The sequence below is a fragment of the Monashia sp. NPDC004114 genome (assembly GCF_053603855.1).
This window is the reverse complement of sequence record NZ_JBSGGK010000029.1, coordinates 30,677-52,379: the sequence shown is the minus strand read 5'-3', so window position 1 is coordinate 52,379 and position 21,703 is coordinate 30,677. Positions and strand designations below refer to the sequence as shown.

Annotated in this window: 19 protein-coding genes, 1 tRNA gene and 3 pseudogenes; 13 read left to right on the top strand and 10 right to left on the bottom strand. The window is 70.1% G+C overall.

Annotated features, from left to right (window positions below):
- Positions 1 to 131: 131 nt before the first annotated feature.
- Both ACWEOW_RS23975 and ACWEOW_RS23970 read right to left on the bottom strand, forming a co-directional pair.
- Positions 132 to 686 (bottom strand): LURP-one-related/scramblase family protein, encoded by a 555-nt coding sequence (locus tag ACWEOW_RS23975; protein WP_452271765.1) that lies wholly within the window; start codon positions 684 to 686, stop codon positions 132 to 134.
- Between the two features lie 87 nt (positions 687 to 773).
- Positions 774 to 1,637, bottom strand: a complete 864-nt coding sequence (locus ACWEOW_RS23970) for an ion transporter (RefSeq protein WP_452271764.1) — start codon at positions 1,635 to 1,637, stop codon at positions 774 to 776.
- A 156-nt stretch (positions 1,638 to 1,793) separates the two neighbouring features.
- On the opposite strand from ACWEOW_RS23970, the gene ACWEOW_RS23965 reads away from it, so the two are divergent.
- Complete coding sequence (locus tag ACWEOW_RS23965; RefSeq protein ID WP_452271763.1) at positions 1,794 to 3,971, top strand: molybdopterin-containing oxidoreductase family protein; 2,178 nt, start codon at positions 1,794 to 1,796, stop codon at positions 3,969 to 3,971.
- Here ACWEOW_RS23965 and ACWEOW_RS23960 read toward each other — a convergent pair.
- The 4 genes from ACWEOW_RS23960 to ACWEOW_RS23945 form a co-directional block, all read right to left on the bottom strand.
- Positions 3,958 to 4,422 (bottom strand): GyrI-like domain-containing protein, encoded by a 465-nt coding sequence (locus ACWEOW_RS23960; RefSeq protein ID WP_452271762.1) that lies wholly within the window; start codon positions 4,420 to 4,422, stop codon positions 3,958 to 3,960. The two genes, ACWEOW_RS23965 and ACWEOW_RS23960, sit on opposite strands and share 14 nt — an antisense overlap.
- Before the next feature lie 32 nt (positions 4,423 to 4,454).
- On the bottom strand, positions 4,455 to 4,718 hold the full coding sequence (locus ACWEOW_RS23955; protein ID WP_452271761.1) for a hypothetical protein: 264 nt from the start codon (positions 4,716 to 4,718) through the stop codon (positions 4,455 to 4,457).
- A gap of 29 nt (positions 4,719 to 4,747) precedes the next feature.
- Positions 4,748 to 5,167 (bottom strand): ester cyclase, encoded by a 420-nt coding sequence (locus ACWEOW_RS23950; protein WP_452271760.1) that lies wholly within the window; start codon positions 5,165 to 5,167, stop codon positions 4,748 to 4,750.
- A gap of 79 nt (positions 5,168 to 5,246) precedes the next feature.
- Positions 5,247 to 8,069 carry a helix-turn-helix transcriptional regulator gene (locus ACWEOW_RS23945; protein WP_452271759.1) on the bottom strand — a complete coding sequence of 941 codons (2,823 nt, stop codon included), beginning with the start codon at positions 8,067 to 8,069 and terminating at the stop codon, positions 5,247 to 5,249.
- A gap of 264 nt (positions 8,070 to 8,333) precedes the next feature.
- Between ACWEOW_RS23945 and ACWEOW_RS23940 the strand changes: the two genes are divergently transcribed.
- The 9 genes from ACWEOW_RS23940 to ACWEOW_RS23900 all read left to right on the top strand — a co-directional run bounded on the left by ACWEOW_RS23940 (position 8,334) and on the right by ACWEOW_RS23900 (position 16,383).
- On the top strand, positions 8,334 to 9,749 hold the full coding sequence (locus tag ACWEOW_RS23940; RefSeq protein ID WP_452271758.1) for a S1C family serine protease: 1,416 nt from the start codon (positions 8,334 to 8,336) through the stop codon (positions 9,747 to 9,749).
- Positions 9,750 to 9,780: 31 nt separating this feature from the next.
- A complete protein-coding gene (locus ACWEOW_RS23935) occupies positions 9,781 to 10,848 on the top strand; it encodes an AAA family ATPase (RefSeq protein WP_452271757.1) in 1,068 nt (355 codons plus the stop codon).
- Positions 10,845 to 11,819, top strand: coding sequence for a DUF58 domain-containing protein (locus ACWEOW_RS23930; protein ID WP_452271756.1), 975 nt, complete (start codon positions 10,845 to 10,847; stop codon positions 11,817 to 11,819). Before ACWEOW_RS23935 ends, ACWEOW_RS23930 begins: the two co-directional genes overlap by 4 nt.
- Positions 11,816 to 12,784: a VWA domain-containing protein gene (locus ACWEOW_RS23925; RefSeq protein WP_452271755.1), complete on the top strand. Its 969-nt coding sequence runs from the start codon at positions 11,816 to 11,818 to the stop codon at positions 12,782 to 12,784. The genes ACWEOW_RS23930 and ACWEOW_RS23925 overlap by 4 nt, the downstream gene beginning before the upstream one ends.
- A gap of 63 nt (positions 12,785 to 12,847) precedes the next feature.
- The gene (locus tag ACWEOW_RS23920) at positions 12,848 to 13,213 is read left to right on the top strand and encodes a hypothetical protein (protein WP_452271754.1); all 366 of its coding nucleotides are present in this window, start codon (positions 12,848 to 12,850) and stop codon (positions 13,211 to 13,213) included.
- Entirely contained in the window at positions 13,210 to 13,725 is a 516-nt protein-coding gene (locus ACWEOW_RS23915) for a MerR family transcriptional regulator (RefSeq protein ID WP_452271753.1), read from the top strand. Before ACWEOW_RS23920 ends, ACWEOW_RS23915 begins: the two co-directional genes overlap by 4 nt.
- A gap of 12 nt (positions 13,726 to 13,737) precedes the next feature.
- On the top strand, positions 13,738 to 15,285 hold the full coding sequence (locus ACWEOW_RS23910) for a hypothetical protein (protein ID WP_452271752.1): 1,548 nt from the start codon (positions 13,738 to 13,740) through the stop codon (positions 15,283 to 15,285).
- A 129-nt stretch (positions 15,286 to 15,414) separates the two neighbouring features.
- Complete coding sequence (locus tag ACWEOW_RS23905) at positions 15,415 to 16,050, top strand: NAD(P)-dependent oxidoreductase (RefSeq protein WP_452271751.1); 636 nt, start codon at positions 15,415 to 15,417, stop codon at positions 16,048 to 16,050.
- Between the two features lie 138 nt (positions 16,051 to 16,188).
- On the top strand, positions 16,189 to 16,383 hold the full coding sequence (locus ACWEOW_RS23900) for a hypothetical protein (RefSeq protein ID WP_452271750.1): 195 nt from the start codon (positions 16,189 to 16,191) through the stop codon (positions 16,381 to 16,383).
- Positions 16,384 to 16,470: 87 nt separating this feature from the next.
- Here the strand turns inward: ACWEOW_RS23900 and ACWEOW_RS23895 are convergent, their stop codons facing one another.
- Positions 16,471 to 17,631, bottom strand: coding sequence for a S53 family peptidase (locus tag ACWEOW_RS23895; protein WP_452271749.1), 1,161 nt, complete (start codon positions 17,629 to 17,631; stop codon positions 16,471 to 16,473).
- 442 nt (positions 17,632 to 18,073) lie between these two features.
- On the opposite strand from ACWEOW_RS23895, the pseudogene ACWEOW_RS23890 reads away from it, so the two are divergent.
- The 3 genes and pseudogenes from ACWEOW_RS23890 to ACWEOW_RS23880 all read left to right on the top strand — a co-directional run.
- Positions 18,074 to 18,481, top strand: a pseudogene (locus tag ACWEOW_RS23890) (transposase); the annotation flags it as partial.
- A pseudogene (locus ACWEOW_RS23885) lies at positions 18,463 to 18,585 on the top strand (site-specific integrase); the annotation flags it as partial. The pseudogenes ACWEOW_RS23890 and ACWEOW_RS23885, both read left to right, overlap by 19 nt.
- Before the next feature lie 68 nt (positions 18,586 to 18,653).
- The gene (locus tag ACWEOW_RS23880; protein ID WP_452271748.1) at positions 18,654 to 19,151 is read left to right on the top strand and encodes a tyrosine-type recombinase/integrase; all 498 of its coding nucleotides are present in this window, start codon (positions 18,654 to 18,656) and stop codon (positions 19,149 to 19,151) included.
- 292 nt (positions 19,152 to 19,443) lie between these two features.
- Here the strand turns inward: ACWEOW_RS23880 and ACWEOW_RS23875 are convergent.
- The 3 genes and pseudogenes from ACWEOW_RS23875 to ACWEOW_RS23865 all read right to left on the bottom strand — a co-directional run.
- Positions 19,444 to 19,516: transfer RNA gene (locus tag ACWEOW_RS23875), tRNA-Ala, on the bottom strand.
- Between the two features lie 209 nt (positions 19,517 to 19,725).
- A complete protein-coding gene (locus ACWEOW_RS23870; RefSeq protein ID WP_452271747.1) occupies positions 19,726 to 21,318 on the bottom strand; it encodes a dolichyl-phosphate-mannose--protein mannosyltransferase in 1,593 nt (530 codons plus the stop codon).
- 156 nt (positions 21,319 to 21,474) lie between these two features.
- Positions 21,475 to 21,703 (bottom strand): annotated as a pseudogene (locus ACWEOW_RS23865) (hypothetical protein); the annotation flags it as partial.

Genomic DNA, 21,703 nt, shown 5'->3' with positions numbered 1-21,703 from the left:
TCGCGTCGATCATCCGGCTCGTCGAGGTCTTGCCGTTGGTGCCGGTGAGGTGGATCACGGGGTAGGCGCGCTGGGGGTCACCGGCGAGGTCCATGCCCCGTCACAGGTCGAGTGGGCGCCCCGTCACACCTCTACCCGACGTCGTGGGTCATGCTGTCGATGACCGCGGTGACCGCCAGGATCAGCACGTCGTTGTGCCCGTCGAGGATCTCCACGCCGTAGGTGTCGGCGATCCGGAACCACCGCTTGGACACCTCGGCCACCTCCTGCCCGCCCTGGGACACCTTGTACTCGTGGTCCACGATGTTGCCCTGGACCTCCATGTCCTGGCCGTCGGCGACCTCGACGGTGAACCGCTCCCGCAGCGGGCTGATCATCGCCTTCTTGACGGTCGCCACGGTCCGCCCTGAGGCGTCCTCGATGTCCATGGTGTCCCGCACCCGCAGCTTGCGCTCCTGCAGCTTGAGCAGCTCGGTGCCGGAGGCGTCCTCGAAGATGAGGGTGTCGCGGATCCGCATGGCCTTGCCGTTGACCTTGTAGGCGCGTCGGCCCTGTTCGTCCTCGATCCAGGAGTCGTCGCCGATCGCGACGAGCTTCTGCCGCATCCGGTAGGTGGTCCGGCCGATGCCGCGGCGCTCGTCGCGTCGTTCCTCCCGGCGCTCTTCCCGGCGATCCCGCAGTCCCATCACTGTCTCCTTCGTACGATGACTCCGTTACTCCGTCATGACACCGTCCCCAGCGAGTGGCGTGGCACCCCCGGAGCGGGTGAATCGTCAGCCGGCCCGCAGCGAGCGTTCGAGCGCATCGAGAGCGGCCTGCTGCTGGCTGAGCGCTTCACGCATCTGCTGGAGCTGTCCCTCGAGGTCGATCGATGGCCTGCCCTCCGCGGGGGCGGTCGTCCCGGCGTGTGCTGCGGTGTCCGGGGCTGCTGTGTCCTGGGCTGCTTTGTCTTGCGCTGTTCTGTCCTGGGTCGCCTGTGCGCCGCGCGGCGCGAGGAAGAGGTTGGCCAGGTAGCCGGTGAGGGTGCCGAAGATGCCGACCCCGACGATGATGATGACCGTTCCCAGCTCCCGGCCGCCGTTGGTGACGGGGTACTGGTCGCCGTAGCCCACCGTCGACATCGTCACGATGACGTACCACATGGCGTCCGACGCGTTGACGATGTTCGCGTCCGGCGCCGGTTGTTCGAGGCGCAGCAGCCCGAGACTCCCGAACTCCATCATCAGGACGCCGACGAGCAGCAGCGACAGCAGGGCGCTTCCGGCGCGGTCACCGAGGAGGCTTCGGCCGATGTTGCGGGCGCCATACTTGCGCAGCAGGCGGACGACGCGGGCCAGGCGGAAGACGCGCAGGATCTTGATCTGCGGGAAGGGCAGGCTCGCCAGCAGGTCCGCCCAGCCGTACTGGCGGAAGAAGTAGCTCGTCCGTGACGGCGCCCGTCGCAGACGCACCAGGAAGTCGCCGAGGAACACCGCGCTGAGGAACAGGTCCATGACGCGGACCACGTTCTGCGTGGCCGGATCTCGGAGCAAGGCCAGCAGCACGATGTTGACCAGCGAGAGCACCGACAGCGCTCCGATGAAGATCTCGTACCCGGTGTGACCCAGCTCGCCGTCTCGAGAGTCCTTGTCCGACATCTTGGGCCTCCGTCGCCCTCGAAAGCTCTTCCAGCGCCAAGGATTCCAGGACGTATTCCGTTGGGTCCGGCATACGCGCATACGTGCCGAGGCTGCCGGTGTCCTTTCGGCCCGGAGGCCGTTGTCGAGCTCAGCGCGAAGAGCGAGAATCGGACGGTGGCTGGGGACTCCGTTCCGACGTTCTGCCCGTTGTGTGTGTCCCGCTGCGGGGCGCGCGCCGAGGTCAGCGACGGGAAACTGCTCGCCCTGCATCCGGATCCGTCCCACCCGACCGGGAAGGCGATCTGCCTGAAAGGGAAGGCGGCGCCCGAGATCGTCTACCACCCGTCGCGCCTGCTGCACCCGATGCGGCGGACCAACCCGAAGGATGCATCGGATCCGGGGTGGGAGCGAGTCAGCTGGGACGAGGCTCTGGACGAGGTCGCCATGCGGCTGCAGACTGCTGCGGCAACCGACGGGCCCGAGTCCGTGGGGTTCAGCTCGAGCTCGCCGTCCACGTCGGCGATCAGCGACGCCGTCGACTGGGTCCAGCGGCTCATCCGGGCCTTCGGGAGCCCGAACTACTGCGGGTATATGGAGCTCTGCGGCTGGGGCCGCTACTTCGCGCCGCTCTACACTTTCGGCGCGTCGGTGCCCGGCGTCTATCTGCCGGACCTCGACAACGCCGGGTGCATCTTGTTCTGGGGATACAACCCCTCGGTGGCGCGCCTGGCGCACGCGACGAGCACGGTCGCCGCGCTCCGCCGAGGGGCGAAGCTGGTCGTCGTCGACCCGCGCAAGGCGGGACTCGCGGCCAAGGCGGACCATTGGCTTCGAGTCCGACCCGGGACCGACGGCGCGCTCGCGTTGTCTCTGACCCATGTGATGATCGAGAACGGCTGGTACGACACCGATTTCGTCCGCGACTGGACCAACGCGGCAGATGTCGTCGACGGCGCAACAGTGTGGGAGCTGCTGGCGTCGCGGTGTGCGGAGTTCCCTCCGGATCGGGCCGAGGTGATCACGGGAGTGCCCGCGGCCGACATCGTCGCTACCGCGAGGACCCTCTGGGAGTCCCGGCCCGTCGCCTTCTACACCTGGAGCGGACTCGAGCAGCACAACGGGGCAACGCAGACCATTCGTGCGATCGACGTGCTCTACGCCTTGACCGGTTGCCTTGACGTGCGCGGCGGGAACGTCCTGTTCGAGGCAGTCCCGTCGAACCCGATCGACGGCATGGAGCTCCTTTCCGGAGCGCGGCCCCCGGCGGTCGGAGTCGAACAACGCCCGCTGGGACCGGCCCGGTTCGAGTTCGTCACCGGCGAGGACTTCTACACAGCGGCCATCGAACGCCGGATCACCACGCTGGTGGGCTTCGGCGGCAACCCGGTGATGGCCCACGCGGACAGCCTCCGCGGCCGGGAGGCGCTGCGCAGTCTCGACTTCTTCGTCCAGGCGGACCTCTTCATGACCCCGACGGCAGAGCTCGCGGACATCGTGCTGCCGGTCACGACGCCCTTCGAGTCCGAGGCGCTCAAGATCGGCTTCGAGTACAGCCAGGAGGCGCAGTCGCTCGTCCAGCTCAGGCGGCCGCTCGTCCCTCCGCGCGGCGAAGCACGGTCGGACCTCCAGATCGTGTTCGACCTCGCGACCCGGCTCGGTCTCGGGGAGCACTTCTGGGACGGCGACATCGACGCGGCATACCGCCATCAGCTCGCGCCGAGCGGGATCACGCTGGAAGACCTCCGTGCCCACCCCGAGGGGGTGCGGGTGCCGCTGACCACCCGCTACCGCAAGTACGCCGGCTCCGGTTTCGCGACCCCGTCGCGCAAGGTGGAGCTGTACTCCGCAACCCTCGCCGCCCACGGCTACGAACCGCTGCCGGCATACGTGGAGCCGCTGATCAGCCCGCGTTCCCGGCCCGACCTCGCCGAGCGGTACCCGCTCGTCCTCAGCTGCGCCAAGTCGCTGTTCTTCTGCGAGACCCAGCACCGGCAGGTGGCCGCACTGCGCAAGAGCGCCCCTGAGCCCCTGCTCGAGATGCACCCGGCGACCGCAGAGTCCCGCGGGATCGGTGCGGGCGACTGGGTCTCGCTGGACACGCCCTACGGCAGCATCAGGTCGCGGGTGAAGCTCAACGCCGCGCTCGACCCCCAGGTCGTCTTCGGCCAGCACGGCTGGTGGCAGGCCTGTGACGAGCTCGGGCTGCCCGGCTACCCGCCGTATGCCGCCGAAGGTGCGAACCTCAACCTCGTGCTGCCCCAGACCCCCAGCGACCCGATCAGCGGCAGCGCCCCGATGCGGGCGAGCGTCTGCAACGTCTCGCCCATCCCGGCTGTGGTCACCGGGGAGTGAGCAGGTAGCAGACGGTCGTCCGGGTCTGCGCCGGATCGGGCGTGGGGTCGCCGTAGATCTCCCACGACATGTCAGCGAACGCGCGGCCTTCCCGGGCGCGCCAGGCCTCGATGGCCGCGTGTGCCTCGCCGAGCTGGTCGTACGGGCCGAGGTGGACGGCGGTGGCGACCTGCCCGGCAGGAGTCTGGACGGGCACGACCTCGCCGGAGGGGTCGAACGGGCCGAGCACCTCGACGCCGAAGTCGACGTTCATCGGCCGGCCGGGGGCGGGCGCGTGGTGGTACAGGAAGACGTTGTGGCCGTCGCCCCGCAGCCCTGGTTTTGCGCGAAGGAACTCCCAGACCTGGTCGAGCGCGGGTTGCCACACAGCGCCGACCTGTCCGACGGCGACCTCGCGGCGCACGGCCGCGAGGTGCCGTGCCGCGGCGTGCTCGATCGTGACGTCCGGCACCGTCCGAGTATCTCAGTCAGCTTTGGGTCGCCCTAGGCCTCGACGTAGACGGTCATGGGCAGGATGACCCCGTGCGACTCCGCCTGGGCGGCCAGCTCCGGGGGCATCGAGGACAGCACCCCCTTGAGGGCGTCGAGGTCGTCGAAGTCGAACGTGACGGCGGCGTGGTTGCTCCCGTCCACAGCCAACAGGTCGGCCATGCCGGTGGCACCCGGCATGGCGCCGGCGCGCTCGGCTTTGCCGCCCAGCCAGCGGTCACGGTCCTTGACTGCGTGGGTGATGACGATTCTCGGCATGGTCAGCTCCTCAGTGGTTGTGGCGGCGGCTACGCCGGTGCGCCGGTGGGTATGACACCGAGCTGCTGCAGCAGCGAGAGCATGTCCCCGACGCCCCAGTGCTCGGTCACCTGGCCTGCGTGGTTGAACCGCATGATGTCGATGAGCTGGATCTCCGCGTGCTTGCCGGTTGGCGGGATGCCCATGAACTCGCCCTCGTGCGTGCCGCTGACCGCCACTCGCGCCACGGTCTTGTCCCCATCGGCGATGAGGTCCTCGACCTTCATCCGCAGGTCGGGGAACGCGGCCAGGAGGACGCGGAAATAGTCGAGCGTGCCCTCTTTCGTGTCCGGGAAGCCCGGGGCGCCCTGGTGCTCGACGAAGTCGTCAGCGACCAGGTCGCCGAACCCGGCTATGTCTCCGTTGTTGATCCGCTCGTAGGTCTTGCGCATCACTGCAGCGTGGTCCATGCTCGCCACCCCTTCGTCCAGGCTTGAGCGGCGTATGCCGCACGCGGTCGAGTGTGGTTCCTGCCGGCCCGCGAAGACATCACTCGATCGAGTGGTTTACGACCGTCGAGAGGGCGACCCGGTTCGAGACGCCGAGCTTGGCGAACACGTGCCGGAGGTGGGTGTTCACGGTGTGCGGCGAGATGTAGAGCCGCCTGGCGACGGCACCGTTCGTGAGTCCTTCTGCAACCAGTCGCGAGACGGCGAGCTCGGTCGTCGTGAGGCTCGCCCAACCGTCCTCCGGGCGGTCCCTCGACCCGCGCGGAGCCGGGCGGACCCCGAGCTCGCGCAGCTCGGCGCGGACCCGGCCTGCCCAGCCATGGGCGCCCGCTCGCTCGTACCGCTCCAGCGCCTCGTGGAGCAGCGCCGCCGACTCGTCCCGCCGCCCGGCACGGGCCAGCAGGATCGCCGCGTCCTCACACGTGCCGGCGTGCTCGACCAGCAGCGGCGCCTGGCGAGCAAGCGCGACGGCCTCGAGCATCGGCCCGACCTGACCCGTCACCAGACCGTGGCAGCGCAGCGCGAGACTGCGAACCGTCGGCACCCCTGGTGCCATGTCAGCTGCTTCGGCGACGGCCTCGGCCACCTCCGTGGCGACGTCCCGATGACCGAGGGCCAGGGCCAGGCGCACGAGGTCGGGGGCGAGCCAGCGGTAGTAGAACCGGCACTCCCGGGCGACGTCGACGCGCCAGCACCGCAGCAACACGGCATACGCGCCCTCGATGTCGCCTTCGGCGGCCTTCAGCCCGGCCACCGCATACGCCCGGATCCCCGCGTTGTAGCTCGGCGGGTCCTGCTCCAGCGAGCCGGCGATCCCGGCGGTCAGGTCGTTCGCCGCCCGGTGGTCTCCCGTGGCAGTCGCGATGACCGCTCGGTAGGCGAGCGACTGGGCGATGAGCAGCGGGTTTCCCTTGTCCTGGGCGGCGAGGCCGCCGGCGATGAGGCCCGGCAGGGCGTCGCCCCACTCGCCGATGGCGAACGACGCCTGGGCGTCGGCCATCAGCGTCTCAGAGAGCCACCATCCGGTCCCGAACTCGTCGTCGAGCGCCGCTCGGTATGCCGCTCTCGCGTCGGCGACGAGGTCGCAGTCGAACAGGGCAAGTCCGAGGAAGTACTGCGGCTGCAGCGGCAGCGACCTGATGTCGTGCGCGCCCGCGGAAAGGTCGGCGGCGCGCCTCGCGTACCCGAGGGCCTCGTCGAAGCGCCCCTGCCGGCCCACCGCCACGAGGAGCGCCGTCAGGGCCCACACGGTCATGGCCGCATCCTCGGCCTGCTCGGCGATGCGAAGTGCCTGGCCGGCCGCCGACTCGCCGGCTCGAGGGTCGCCCGTGTACGTCCAGGCCCAGCTCTGCTGGGCCAGGATCAGCACGTGGTCGGAGGGTCGAAGCCCTGACGGGTCGGCGAGTCTGGCCTGCGCCACCGCGATGACCTCGTCGGCCCGGTTCTGGAGGGCCAGCGCGCCGAGAAGGGCAACCCGCATCGGGGTGTCCATCCCGGCCGCGTGCGGTCGAGCGAGGAACGCTTCGGCACGTGCCGATGCCTCGGCCACGTTCCCGGCGCGCAGGAGCGCTTGCACGATCTCCGCCGCGACCACGTCCGCCTCAGGATGACCCGCCGGCAGTGATGCCTCTGCGCGGCGAAGCAGCTCGACGGCCACCAGGGGCGCTTGTGCAGAGGCCTCCCGGGCGGCATCGCGCAACCAGACGGCGGCCTGTTCGTCAGAACGCTCGGCCCCGAGCATCAGATGGTCGGCCACGTCCAGCCGATCCGCGCCCGCGGCCATGAGCACGACCGCGGCCTCACGATGCAGCAGGCGCCGGGCCGCGGGCAGCATGTGCTGGTAGATCGCGTCGTGCACGAGCTGGTGGCGGAAGACGACTCGCTCGTCGACCTCGTCGAGCAGCTCGGCATCGAACGCGGGTGCGAGCTGCGCGACGACATCGGCCGGGGGCCGGCGAGCCATCGCTGCAACCTCCCGCAGGGACACGGCGTCGCCCAGCACCGCCGTGATCTGCAGGAGCTCCAGAGTCGGCGCCGGAAGGTGACGCAGGCGGCGGACCACCAGGTCGCTCAACGACGTCGGCAGCTCCGAGGTCGTCACCTCCAGGCTGTCCCCGGCTCGGCGCAACAGTCCCTCATCGGCCAGGGACCGGAGCATCGCCACGGCCCAGAGCGGGTTCCCGCCCGCCTTGGCGAGCATCGCGGTCAGGTTGGGCCCGGGAGGAGCTCCCAACACATCGCCCGCGAGCACGGTCAGGTCGTCGGGACCCAGCGGACGGAGGTGGGTCGTGAGCGCGCCGTCGGCGACCAGATCGTCGAGCAGCCGTTCCAGCTCGGGCGGATGCGGCGAAGACCGAGCCGTCACCACGAGGAACAGCGGCGCGAGCGGCAGCTGCCGTGCCAGCGTCAGAATGGCGAGGAGGCTCGAGCTGTCCGCCCACTGAAGGTCTTCGGCGACCAGCAGCACGGGGCCGTCCGCACACACGCTCTCCAGGAGGTCCACGACCTCCTCGACGACGCGGAACCGGATGTCGCCACCGGCGCTCGCCTCAGCGCTCCGACCGTCGAGCAGCGCGCCGATCGCGGCGCGGCGCGGGTCCGGCGAGCGCCGGCTCAGGCCTAGCGCCGCGGCGACCACGCCGAACGGGCGGGTGCGCTCGAACGGGTGTGCCTGGCCGCTGTAGACGGCTACCTGACGGGAGCGGGCCTGCTCGATGATGCTCTCCACCAGGCGCGTCTTGCCGATGCCGGCCTCGCCCTCGATCACGAGCACCGAGGCCTGGCCGTCACCGAGACGACGAAGGGCGGCCGCGGCGACCTCGAGCTCGATCCCGCGGCCCACGAGCCCCTCCGGCGAAGACACGCTCAAGTCTGCCCCCAGGACCGCAGTCCGGCCGCCGTTTCGCCAAGTCCGGCGGCCCGGGGGCCGGCCACCCCGGGCGCGGGGCCGCTCGTCTCAGCGAAGCCACGAAACCGCTCGACACGGCATACGTCCGGGCGGTGACCTCGATCGTGGCTGTGCGCATACACATGGACCTCACAGCCGATGCGAGACCTGCTGACAGTTTCTCGACCCGACACTGTGCGCCCCGGCTGCTGTGGCCGGTCTGATCACGGTGAGGTTGCCATGTCGGTCCAAGGCGATGCAGGTCACGGTAGCGGCTCGACGCCCGCTGGTCCGACGCACAGCGGGCCGGACCCGTGGACCTCGTCGCTCTGGGCGGACCCCAAGACGGTTGGCGGCTACGCCCGAGCGTCGGCCGTGCCGCCTCCCGGCTACTCGCCACCACCACCCCCGCAGCAGCGCCCGCCCCGCCGAAAGACGCTCGTCGCCGTCCTGGCGTTGATCGCGCTCCTCGCCGGCGGCGCGGCGCTTGCAGGTGCGCTGCAGTCCCCGAGCAACACCACGGCGGCACCGCCGAAGCCGTCGGCGACGGTGCTGCCCTCGCCCACTCCGTCCAGCTCGCCGTCGGTCCCCGTTCCCAGCGCGCCGCGGACCTCAGAGCCGGCCGCGCCCCCCGGGGTCGCGCCGGAGTCACCGGGGTCGCCGCCGAACGGCGCGCAACAGCCGAACACGCAGTCCAAGACGCTGACCCCTCAGCAGGCCGCCGCAGCGGCTGCTGTGTCCAAGGGGCTCGTCGACATCAACACGAGCATCGGCTACGACGGCTCGCGGGGCGCCGGCACCGGGATCGTGCTGTCCGCCGACGGTCTGGTGCTCACCAACCACCATGTGGTGGCGGGTGCGACGAAGATCCAGGCGACCGATGTGGGCAATGCGAAGACGTATGACGCAACCGTGCTCGGCTACGACAGCACGCACGACGTGGCGGTCCTGCGCCTCAAGGACGCGTCCGGGCTCACGGTCGCGCCGCTGGGCACGTCCTCGACCGTGCACGTCGGCGATGCGGTCGTCGCCGTCGGGAACGCCGGCGGGGTCGGCGGGACGCCCAGCGCCGTCGCCGGCGCCGTCCTCGGGCTCGACCAGCCGATCACCGTCACGGACGAGACGGACGGCTCCGCCCACCGGCTCACCGGGCTGATCCAGTTCGACGCGGCAGTGCAGCCGGGGGACTCGGGTGGCGCCCTGGTGGATGCCGCGGGAAAGGTCGTCGGAGTCGTCACCGCAGAGGGCCGCGCCGCCTCATCCAGTGACGTGTCGGTGTCGGTCGAAGGCTTCGCCATCCCGATCGACCAGGCACGCTCCATCGGGCAGCAGATCATCGACGGGAAGTCGTCGGCGACGGTCCACATCGGTGCAACGGGCTTCCTGGGCGTGCAGCTCGCTTCCGGCCAACGGGCCACCTCGAACGGCGGCGTGCTGGTGGGGTCGGTGGTGTCCGGGTCGGCGGCCGAGCAGGCGGGCATCCAGCCGGGAGCTGTCATCACCAGCGTCGGCGGTCAGACGGTGAGCTCGGCCGCTGACCTGAAGGCGGCCGTGTCCGCGCACCGCCCCGGCGACGACGTGAAGGTCGCCTGGACGGACCCGACCGGCCAGAAGCACACCGCCACGATCCGCCTGGGCACCGGCCCGGTCGGCTGACCCACCCGCTCACGCACGAGAGGACATCCCAGTGACCCAGTCTGATCACTCCCCCGAACCGACCCCCACACTTGCCATCCCGGGTGCCGACCACGCGGCCCTGCTTGCCGACGCGCTCTTCCAGGTCAAGAAGGTCATCGTGGGTCAGGACCGCCTCGTGGAGCGGGTCATGGTGTGCCTGCTCGCCGACGGCCACTGCCTCATCGAGGGCTTCCCGGGTCTTGCCAAGACGTTGACGGTGTCGACCATGGCGCAGGCCGTGGGCGGCGACTTCGCCCGACTCCAGTTCACGCCGGACCTGGTGCCCGCCGACCTCGTCGGGACCCGCACCTGGCGGCCGTCGCAGGAGGACTTCGCGATCGAGTGGGGGCCGTTGTTCGCGAACATCGTGCTGGCGGACGAGATCAACCGCGCCCCGGCGAAGGTCCAGTCCGCCCTGCTCGAGGCCATGGCGGAGCGGCACGTCACGATCGCCGGCCAGACCCGCCCGCTGCCGAAGCCGTTCCTCGTCCTCGCCACGCAGAACCCGATCGAGTCCGAGGGTGTCTACGCCCTCCCGGAAGCCCAGCGCGACCGGTTCCTCATGCACGTCATGGTCAAGCATCCGACCTACGAGGAGGAGGTGGCGATCGCGCACCGCATGTCCGGCCACGCACCTGCGGCCGAACAGGTGCTCACGAGCGGACAGCTCGTCGAGCTGCAGGGCGTCGTGCGTGACGTCTTCGTCCACCACGCCGTCCAGGACTATGCCGTCCGGCTCGTCATGGTGACCCGTGAGCCCGCCCGCTGGGGCCAGGACGACCTGGCCCGGCTGATCGCCCTCGGCGCCAGTCCCCGCGGCACGCTCGGTCTGCTGATCTCCGCCCGGGCCCTCGCGGTGCTCCGCGGTCGCCGGTACGTCGTCCCGCAGGACGTGTACGACGTCGCGCCCGAGGTCCTGCGTCACCGCATCACCCTGACCTACGACGCGCTGGCCGAGGGTGTGCACCCCGAGGCGGTCGTCGAGAGGCTGTTGCGCTCGGTGCCGGCGCCGAACATCTCTCCGCAGCAAGCGATCCCGTCGTTCGAGGTGGCGCTGCCGATGGAGGCGACCGGATGAGCGCGCCGCTGCTGTCGATGGCTGCACCGGAGGCGGCAGCCAGGGCGCAGGTCCTGCGACGACTCGAGCTGGCGATCGTGCGCCGGCTCGACGGCCGCGACACCGGCGACCACGCGAGCTTCGCCTACGGGCCGGGAAGCGAGCGGGCCGGGGCGCGACCCTACGCACCGGGTGACGACGCCAGGCTGGTGGACTGGAACCTCACGGCACGCTCGGGGCAGGTCTGGGTCCGGCAGACCGAGGCCGACCGTGAGCTCGAGACGTGGGTCGTCGTGGACCGATCGGCGAGTCTGGACTTCGGGACCGCTGACTGCGAGAAGCGTGACGTCGCGCTCGGCGCCACCGCGGCATTCGGCATGCTGACCATGCGCGGTGGCAACAGGTTCGGCGTCCTCGTCGCCGGCGCGGACCGCCTGGGGCACATCCCTGCGCGGCGCGGGCGCAGCGCGTTCCTGGCGGCGCTGGCTGCCGTCCATGACTCTGCCCGCCAGGCGGGCGCGCCCGGCGATGGCGGCACGTTGTCGGCCGCACTGCTGCGGCTGCCGCTGGTGCAGCCACGTCGCTGCCAGGTCGTCGTCATCTCGGACTTCCTCGGCGACGACGGCTGGGCGGGCGCGCTGAGCCGCGTGGCCCGTCGCCACAACGTCGTGGCCGTCCACGTGACCGACCCGCGTGAGCTCGCTCTGCCCGCGGTCGGTGTGCTCGCGGTGGTGGACACCGAGACCGGCCGGCAGCGCTACATCCAGTCCTCCTCGCCAGGCCTTCGCGCACGGTATGCCGCGGCTGCGGCTGAGCGTCATCGCGACATCCGGGCGCGGATCGACGGCACAGGTGCGGCATACCTGCACCTGTCCACCGACCGGGACTGGCTGACGGACACGGTCCAGTTCGCCGCCCAGCTGCACCGGGCACGGCGTGCCCGGCCGTCTGACGAGGTCATCGCGCGTTTCGCCTCGGCGGTGACCCCATGACCTTCCAGTCGGCGTGGCGGCTGCTGCTCCTCGTGCTGCCCGTCGCGCTGCTCGCCGCCTACGTGCTCGTCCAGCGCCGCCGACACGTCCAGGTGCTGCGGTTCACCAGCGTCGACCTGCTCGATTCGGTCGCGCCCCGCCGACAGGGATGGCAGCGGCATATCCCGGGGGCGCTGTTGCTGCTCACGCTCGTCGTGCTCGTCGTTGCCTTCGCCGAGCCGGCGATGGCGCTGCGCACGCCCAAGGACCGCGCGACGATCATGCTCACCCTCGACACGTCGGCCTCGATGACCGCGACCGACGTCGAGCCGAGCCGCCTGGAGGCTGCGCAGGCCCAGGCGACCAAGTTCGTCCAGGACCTGCCGCAGGGGATCCAGGTCGGGCTGGTCACCTTCGACAGCACGGCCCGGCTGCTGGTGCCGCCCACGACCGACCGAGCACAGCTGATCTCCTCGATCCAGTCACTGTCGGTCGGCGGGGGTACAGCAACGGCGCCCGGGCTGCGTGAGTCGCTGGCCGCGATCGCGGCCGTGCCCAAGGGCACCACCGGCAAGCCGGCGCCAGCGGCGATCGTGCTGATGAGCGACGGGTCTCCCACGATCGGCGACGGTCAGCTCTCGCCTACGGATGCCGCCGACGCAGCCGCTCAGGACGCGCGAGCCCAGAGCGTGCCGGTCGACACGATCGCCTTCGGCACGTCGGGCGGCGTGGTGAACGTCCAGGGACAGGACATCCCGGTGCCGTACGACCCAGAGTCCATGGCCCGGATCGCGAGCGAGAGCGGCGGCAAATCCTTCACCGCGGAGACCGCTGACCAGCTCGGCTCGATCTACGACCAGATCGGTCGGGATGTTGCCTACACCGTCACCACCCGCGACCTGACGGCTGTCTTCGTCGGCATCGCGCTGCTCATCGCTGCGCTCGCCGCTGCCGGGGCGCTTCGGTGGACTCAACGTCTGGTCTGAGCTGCTGGTCTGATACAACTCGTGCTTGCATTCCGTACCTAGGTCCGGGTTTACGGTCGAGGCATGACCGCAGATCGAGAGTTGAGTTCGATGGCATGGCAGGACGAAGTCCCTGCATTCTGCACCCTTTCCGCAGCTGAGCAGCCGGTGCGCCTGCTGGAGTTCGACGAGCTGTTCGCGCGCGATGTCCGCGCTGTTCACGCTGAGGCGCCGGACCGGCTCCGGTTCGACCTGCGGGCCGGCCCGGAGGTTGCGGCGCGGGCCGCGGCGCTGGCGGTGAAGGAGGCCGGCTGCTGCTCCTTCTTCGCCTTCGACCTGGCGATTGCGGACGGCACGGTCTCGCTCGCCGTCACCGCGCCGGCCGCGCACCAGGATGTCCTCGCAGCGCTGCGTGCCAGGGCCGAGTCGCAGATGGTGGCCCAGGCATGACGGGCGAGCTTCGGGCAGGTCAGGTGGCCGAAGCGGTCGGGGTCAACGTCGAGACGCTGCGTTACTACGAGCGCCGCGGGATCATCGACGAGCCGCAGCGGAGCCTGGGCGGACACCGCCTCTACCCGGCGTCGACCGTGACGACGCTTCGCGTGATCAAGGCGGCGCAGCGGCTCGGGTTCACGCTCGACGAGGTGGCCGAGCTCCTGGAGGCCGGTCGTCACCATCACGGCGAGTCGGCGGGCGGCCTGAAGGCCCGCGTGGACGCAAAGCTCGGGGAGGTCGACCAGAAGATCGCCGACCTGCACGTCATCCGGGACAGCCTCATCGCTGCCCGTGACGCGGGCTGTGACGACCTTGTCCAGTGCGCCGAGTCCGCGTGCTGCCCCATCCCTTTCGTCGAGATCGCACACTCTGCCCGTGATCTGCAGGCCGTGCTGGCCGCCGGGGTCGGCGGGCGCAAGGATGCCCGTCGGGTCCTCCCGTCCAGCCCCCGAGTGCCCGAGGCCTGAGACGATGGCGGGATGTCGAAACAGGCGCCGACGGACGAACTCGGCCCGCCATCAGACGTCAGGGCCCGGACCTATCGGGACCTCGGCGCTGCAGCATGGCGCTGGGTGCTCGACCACGTCGAGTGGGACGACGAAGGGCCCTGGATCCCGGACTCCGTGGACCTCGCGGGCGAGCCAGCGCAACGCCCGAAATATGCGCAGGGGCTGCACAGCGGCGTCTCCGGACTCGTCCACGCGCTCACCGAGATCGGGCTCACCTGCCCACGGACCGATGAGGAGGTCCGGCTCGTCGACGGCGTCGTCTCGCGCCTGAACGCCGAGGCGCCCGTCGCGACCGACGTGTCGTACTTCGACGGGCTCTCGAGCACGGTGGGTGCGCTGGTCGCCGCCTCCGGAAACCGCGTGGGCTCAACAAGCACCGCCGGGGACGCTGACGTCGCCGGCCCGGACCTCGACAGCGTGGAGGTGGCCATCGAGAGGTTGCTCGAGCTGCTCACTCCGGACGGCTGGCCGACCGAGGCCGCGGGACCGCCGCGCTACACGCCCGACGCGCGGGTCAATGACGCGACCCTCGGCACCGCCGGCGTCCTCCTCGCGGCGATCTGGGCTTTACGGAACGGTGCGCCGTCAGGACGCGAGCTCGCGAACCGCTGCGTCGACGTGCTCCTCGCCGAGGCCGAGCCGATGGCCGACGGCCTGAGCTGGTCGATGGTCCCGGGCCGCCACCGGTTGGGGCCGCGCCGCGACATGCCGAACTGGTCGCACGGCACGGCGGGGATCGCGGCAGCGCTGGCCCTCGCCGGCACCGCACTTGACCGTCCCGACGTCGTCGACCAGGCCAGGCGCGGGGCGGAGCACCTCGTCGGGCTCCGCGTGCCGGACCACCCGGGCCTCGCGCTGCCCCACCTCGTCCCCGCGGCGCCCGAGCTCGGGCTCGAACCCCTTGCCTACGGCTGGTGCCACGGCCCGACCGGAACCTCGCTGCTGTTCCTCGCCCTCGACGCGGCCGGCGTCCGCGAGGTCGCGGGGGAGCACCCTCTCAAGTGGCACCGAGGGTGCCTGGACGCGGTGCGCGCCTCCGGCATACCCGAGCGGCTGTGGCCGGGCTTCTGGGACAACGACGGTCGCTGCTGCGGCACGGCGGGAGTCGGCGACATGCTCCTCGACGCGTGGACAAGCCTCGGTGACCCCAGCGACCTCGAGTTCGCTGTCCGCCTTGGTGACGCACTCGTCGAGCACGCGGTGGTCGAGGGCGACCCCCTCCGGGGCGGGCGCGCGTACTGGCGGTTCGTCGAGCACCGCGCCGACGAGCCGCTGCTCCCACCCGGCATCGGGTGGATGCAAGGGGCAGCCGGAATCGCCGCCTATCTCTACCGCCTGGCCCGCATCCTCGACAGCCTTCCTGGTGATGGAGTCGATCGCGGTGCCAGCCGGCCGGTTGCGGTCAGCCGGATGGACAACTGGTGGGCAGTGGAGCCGCGTGAGGCGCCTGACCTCCGGCGAGACTTTCAAGGAAGTCGTCGAAGGGGGAGCATGAGCGGAGACGAGAAGAGCCTGTGACCGCCCACCTGCAGGAGCGAAGCATTGGATGCGAGCTCAAAGCAGGTCGGCCAGCTCGACGATCACCGGGCGATCCCCTGGCGCGGCTACCTGGCCGAGCCCCGAAACCTGTCACAAAGGAGCCACTTCGTGTCCACCATCGCCATCATCGGAGGCACCGGATACACCGGCACGAACATAGCCCGCGAGGCTGTCGCCCGAGGCCACCAGGTCGTCTCTTGGAGTCGCAACGCCCCGACCGAGCCGGTCGAGGGGGTGCGCTACGAGACGGGTGACGCTGCCGACGCCGTGACGATCATCCCTTCCGCGGACGCCGTAGTGCTGACCCTGTCGCCTCGCGGGGAGACAGCCGGCCGACTGGTCCAGCTCTATCCGTTGTATGCCGAGGCTGCGGCTGGGGCCGGCGCCCGGCTCATCATGGTGGGAGGGTTCTCTTCGCTGCGTCCGGCGCCCGGAGAGCCCCGGTTCGCGGAGGGCGATATCCCTGAGCAGTTTCGCGAGGAGGCGCTGGAGGGAGAGGCCACCCGGCACTGGCTGGCCACATCGGCTCCCGCCGGGCTGGACTGGGTGTTCGTCAGTCCCGCCGGGGGTTATGGCGCCTGGGCTCCTGGTGAGAAGACTGGCGCCTACCGCGTCGGCGGTGAGATCGCGCTGTTCGACGCGGAGGGGAAGTCGGAGATCTCCGGCCCTGACTTCGCCGACGCGATCGTCAACGAGGTGGACCGGGCCGAGCATCACCGAGAGCACATCTGCGTCGCCTACTGAGCCGCCCGACACCCAGGACCTCTCCGAGGGCAGTGGCGATCCGAGTCGCGCACGCAACGACCCCTTGGGTGCACCGACCGCCGACGGCCTGCCTGTGCACGGCCGCCTGCCGGACGGCTAGCAGGGCTGGTGGCGACCGTGAAGCAGATCGAGACCACAGCCCCTCACGAAGTGAGGGCTGAGTGGGCCTCGCTCGAGTCGCTCTTCGAGAAGTTCACCGTCGACAACCCCGACCTCGCGAGCCTCACGCCACAGCTGCAGGCCTTCGAGGCCGCGGCCAAGAGGATCGAGGCTCACGCAACGGAAACCTGCGGCATTGACCTTGGTCAATAACGCATAGCGCGGTGAGGCCGGCCGTGTCCCGTGCGACAGAAAGGGGCCCGTCCTACGACGGGCCCCTTTCTTGTTGACGGCTTGGGCTCAGAACGAGCTCGTCCCGTTGGGGGTGCCGAGGCCGGTGGGGCCGTCCCAGCCGGTGCCTGCTTTGCACCAGACCGAGGTGGTGCACGAGCCGTTTGAGCCTGAGGTGACGTCGTTCAGGCCCGAGGCGTGCGCCCAGGTGTACGAGGCCGGGTAGCCGCTGGTGTTGCCCGAGAGGGCGTACACGCTGGCGATGATCGGCGAGGAGGCGCTGGTGCCGCCGTAGACCTGCCAGCCCTTGCGGCCCTGGTATGAGGTTGAGTCGTACACGGCGACACCGGTGTTGGGGTCGGCGACGGCCGAGACATCGGCGTTGGCCTTGCCCGAGCACTGCGTCACACTCGTCTGCCATGACGGCTTGGCGTTCAGGGTCGAGCAGCCGCTGCCGGCGCCGCTCCACGCGCTCTCGGTCCAGCCGCGGGTGGTCCCGGTGGCCTTCTGGAGGCTCGTTCCGCCGACGGCGATGACGCTGTCGAAGGAGGCCGGCGACTGGACGCCGTAGCCGCTGTCACCGGTGGAGGCCGTGATCGCGATGCCGGGGTGGTCGTAGGCTGCCATCGGCGCGGAGTCCGTGCCGCCGTAGCTGTTGCTGATGGCCGAAACGCCCTGGCCCGCTGCGTAGTTTACCGCGACGCCGAGGTTGCTGAACGAGGCTGAGCTGGCCTCGACGAGCAGGATTTTGCAGTCGGGGCAGGCCGCAGAGACCATGTCGAGGTCGAGGCTGATCTCGGTGGCCCACCCGGCGTTCACGCGTGGGTAGTTCGACCCGCCGGTCTGGTTGACCTTGCGGAAGCACCCGTTGGCGGTGGTGCAGGCTGGGAGACCGTACTGCGAGCGGTACACGCCGAGGTCTGCCTCCGCCGTCGGGTCGTCGTAGGCGTCGACGATCGCGACGGTGCGGCCACCGCTGTTGCTGCTCGTCAGGCCGTACGCCGACCGGATGTCCGTCGGGCCGTACCCGCTCGGGGTGGCGGTGACCTGGGGTCTCCCGCTGGCGTCGAGGACGACTTCGGCGTGGCAGCCCGCCGATCCGGGCTGCGGGACTGCGCAGACATGCTCAGCCCGGAGTGCGGTGCCCGTCGATGATGGCTGGGCCATCGCGGACGTCGTGCCGACCATGAGCACGATGGCGCTGGTCACGGCAACGAAGGACAATGCCAAGCGTTTCACAGATCCTCCAAGTTGGGATGTGGACGCTCGGCGCAGCGTCGATGTGGTCACCGCCTCGCCCCTACGAGGCCTCCCTGCCTACCGGTTTGTGCGGCGTGACTCGGACGGTACCTGCGGGCGGGTAAAGAGTTGGCCAGTTTTTGGGAAGACTTCGCCCGCCAATGAGCCTGCAGGAGTTCGGTGGTTGAAATGGCCGGCCGGGCCGGAAGGGTCCGCTTGACGATTCCCGCTGACTGTTACGAGGCTGTTTGACAAATAGCCTCCGTTCCGGTGTGTCAGGCGCGGGACTACGCCGGGGTCGACAAGGATCGGGTGGTGGGGTTCAACTTCATCCGGGCGGATCGTGAGCTGGGTGAGTTTCGACGCGCATACCGCAGTGACGGCCACGGCAGCGCGGCGTACGACCCGGCGGTGATCCTGGCGGTGCTGCTGTACGGGGTACTGCACCGGGCACTGCTCGTCACAGGTGATCGAGCGACGCTGCCGCGAGGACGCTGCCTCCCGGGTGGTCGCGGGCGACCTGGGACCGGACCATGTCACGATCGCCCGGTTCCGGGCCCGTCATTCGGCGGCGCTGGCCACGGTGCTCGTGCAGTCGCTGCGGCTGTGCGCCGAGGCCGGGATGGTGAGCATGGGGATGATCGCGATCGGCTCACCCGTCAGCGTGCCGCGTTGGCAGCCGGCGCCCACCCTCGAGCCGGTCGCACCCGCGTCAACTGACTGCTCCCTGTCTGGCTGGAGGAGCGTAGTCGCACTGTGTCGCGCAAGACCCTCGTCTCCGACAAGGCTGTTCCGCGTCTGCTGCCCACCTCGGTCGCCGTCATGTCGATCAATGCCGTGACCGACCAGGAGATCTCCAAGGCCCTTGTGACGCTCGCCCGCAACTGGCTCGCAGAGTCCTCCGTCCGGCGCTTCCGCGGATCGCTCTCCTCGTTCTTCGCCTGGGCCGTCCGGGAACGGATGATCCTCACCAACCCGGTGCTGCAGACTCGCGCGCAAGTCACGCCAACCCCATGTCGAGGTGTACCCGTTCAGCGAGCAGGAGCTCGAGAAGCTCCACGAGGCCGCCGCACTCAAAGATCAGCGGCTTGGCTCCGTCGTCCTCATCGCCGGCTGGACCGGCCTGCGCTGGTCCGAGCCGCGCGCCATCCACTGTCGCGACTTCGTCGAGATCTCGCTTCCAATGCTCATCGTCCAGCGCGCTGCACCCAGAGGATGTCGACGTCAAGGGCGCCAAATCCGGCAAGTCGCGCCGGGTACCCATCGCCGACAAGATCCTGCCCCGCGTCCGCGACCTGGCTGCCGGCCGCCAGCCCGACGACCTGCTCTTCGTCGCCTCCGGCGGCCACCGACTCCATGCCACCGCGATCAAGGGAGCCATCGACTGGAAGGTCACCGGCAAGGGACGGCGGATCCACGACCTGAGGCGCACGCCGGCCTGTCTCTGGCTGGCTCGCGGAGTCGACCCTGGGACTGTTCAGGCGTGGATGGGCACGAGTCGATCGGCATGACGAACCGCTCCCTGCACTTCCTCGGAACGGGCGCCGATGTGGCAGGTCTCGCGAGGCTCAATGCGAGCCCGGGGGGCACCCGGGGGGCGCGTGGCGAAGGGGCGGGCCAATGACAAACATGAAACCCCGCCGGACGTTGCGCATACGCGCTGGTCATCAGACGGGGTTTGCTTGGAGTGGAGCTGAGGGGAGCCGTCGTCGCTCGTTCCTCGCTCCTCCCGAATCCCCCCATACACATCCAGAGACGTCAGAAGGACCGGACGAAAAGCGTGTCCGGTCCTTCTGACGTCTGTGGAGCTGAGGGGATTCGAACCCCTGACCTTCTCATTGCGAACGAGACGCGCTACCAACTGCGCCACAGCCCCAGGTGCGCGTGAACTCTAACACCCCGCGAGACGGCATACGTAATCGGGGCGCGCCGAGTGCCGGCCCCTGCGCACGCCCCCGCGCGGGCCCTGCGCGGACCCCGCGCGGGCCCCCCGACACGCCGCCCCGCGCGCTCCGCGCGGGCTCCGCAGGGGCCAGCCGAGGGCGCCCCCGTGACAGCCGCCGAGCGGCGCAGCAGCAGACCCGGCTACACCCAGCTGGGGAACCACATGCGCGCCTGCCACTCGCTCAACGGGATGACATCGGCGACATAGATGGGCAGGAAGAACGCGAACAGGGCCATCGAAAGCAGCACGAACCCGCCCATGACTCCGAGCCCGATCCGTCTTCGCGTCACGGACACCTCGCGGCCGCCGACGATGAGGCCGAGCACGTAGACGCAGGCGAGCACGACCCACGGGACGAACGCGACCTCGTAGAACGAGTAGATCGTCCGGTTGCCGAGGAAGAACCACGGCAGGTAGCCCGCGAAGAGCCCGCACAGGATCGCACCGGCGCGCCAGTCTCGGCGCAGCGCCCACATGAACAGCAGCACGAAGATCGCGATCGTCGCGCCCCACCAGATCGACACAGTGCCGATCGAGGTGATCGCCTTGCTGCACTGGTCGACGAGGCAGCCATCCGCGCCCTTCTTGGGACCCTGGTAGTAGAACGACGTCGGCCGCCCCTGGATGAGCCAGGACCACGGGTTCGTCTGGTAAGGATGCGAGGAGGTGATCGCCTGCGTCGAGGCGTACATCTGCTGGTGGTAGGCCCAGAGGGAACGCCACCAGTCCGGCAGCCAGGACGTCTGCTCCGGTCGGTCGGCCGCCCAGGTCCGGAACGAGCCACCGCTGGTCAGGATCCAGCCCGTCCAGCTTGCGACGTACGTGACGAACGCAGCGCCGACCACCTGGACTGCGGCATACAGCCCGTCCTTGACGACCCACGCGACGTGCCAGCCGGGCACTCCGGCAGCCCTCCGCGCGCCGCGGTCCCACAGCACGGTGAGCAGGCCGAACGCGACGAGGAAGTAGAGACCAGACCACTTCACGCCGGCCGACAGCCCGAGCATGACCCCGGCAACCCAGCGCCACGGGCGGGCGCCCAGCCATGGGCCAAGCCACGGGATCTGTGCACGCGGGCGGTCGCCCACCTTGCGGGCGAGGATCTCGCGCGCCTTGTCGCGGTCGATGAGCAGCGCCCCGAACGCTGCGAGTCCGAAGAACATGACGAAGATGTCGAGCAGCCCGGTGCGCGAGTGGACGAAGTGGTGACCCTCGAAGGCCAGCAGCGCTGCGGCGACAGTGCCGAGCAGGTCGGACCGGAACAGGCGGCGCGCGATCCGGCCGAGCATGAAGATCGAGATCGTGCCGGCGAGGGCCACGGCGAACCGCCACCCGAGCGAGTTGAGGATGCCGAACGGCACTTCGCCGAGACCGATGAGCCACTTGCCGACAGGCGGATGGACGACGAAGTCGCCCTGTGTGCCGTAGATGAACGGGTCGTTCGCCGTGAAGTGCTGGTCGACCTGATTGGCGCTCTGGAGGAGATCGTCGTTCTTCATCTCGAAGCCGAACAGGATCATCGACCAGCCCTGCTTGACGTAGTACGTCTCGTCGAAGACCAGCTCGTGCGGTGCACCGACATGCCAGAAGCGCATGAAGCCACCGACGATGGTGAAGAACAGCGGCCCCGCCCAGCCAAGCCAGGCGATCCGCCCTGCCACACGCCGGCTGAGCCGGAAGTCGTCGGCAGGGTCCCCGAGCAGGCGCGCGCGCACCTGCCGGGCCGAGTTCATGGGCGCCATCGTATGCAGTGGGACTGGGTGAGATGACGACGCACCGCGAGTGGGTGGGGATTTCCGTGGCGCGCGCGATCGACGTACGCCGGTGGCACCGGCCATCGGGTATGCCACGTATCCCTGGTGTCGGGCTATGCCCGCGATGCGGGTCGGTCAGAAGGGTGGCGGGTCGTGGGTCGCCGGCGCCAGACCTGGTGACTGGCCGGGTGACTGGCCGTCCGGTGGGCCGAGCGGGGTGGTGGGGTCGGGTTCGGGGTCTGGGTGGGGGTCGGTGGGTCGGTGGCCCTCGAGCCAGTCCTTGGGGTGCGTGAGGTAGGTGCGGCCGGCGGCGGTGCGCCACCTGAGCACGGCGCGCACGGCGCCCTCGTCCTCCTGCTCGTGC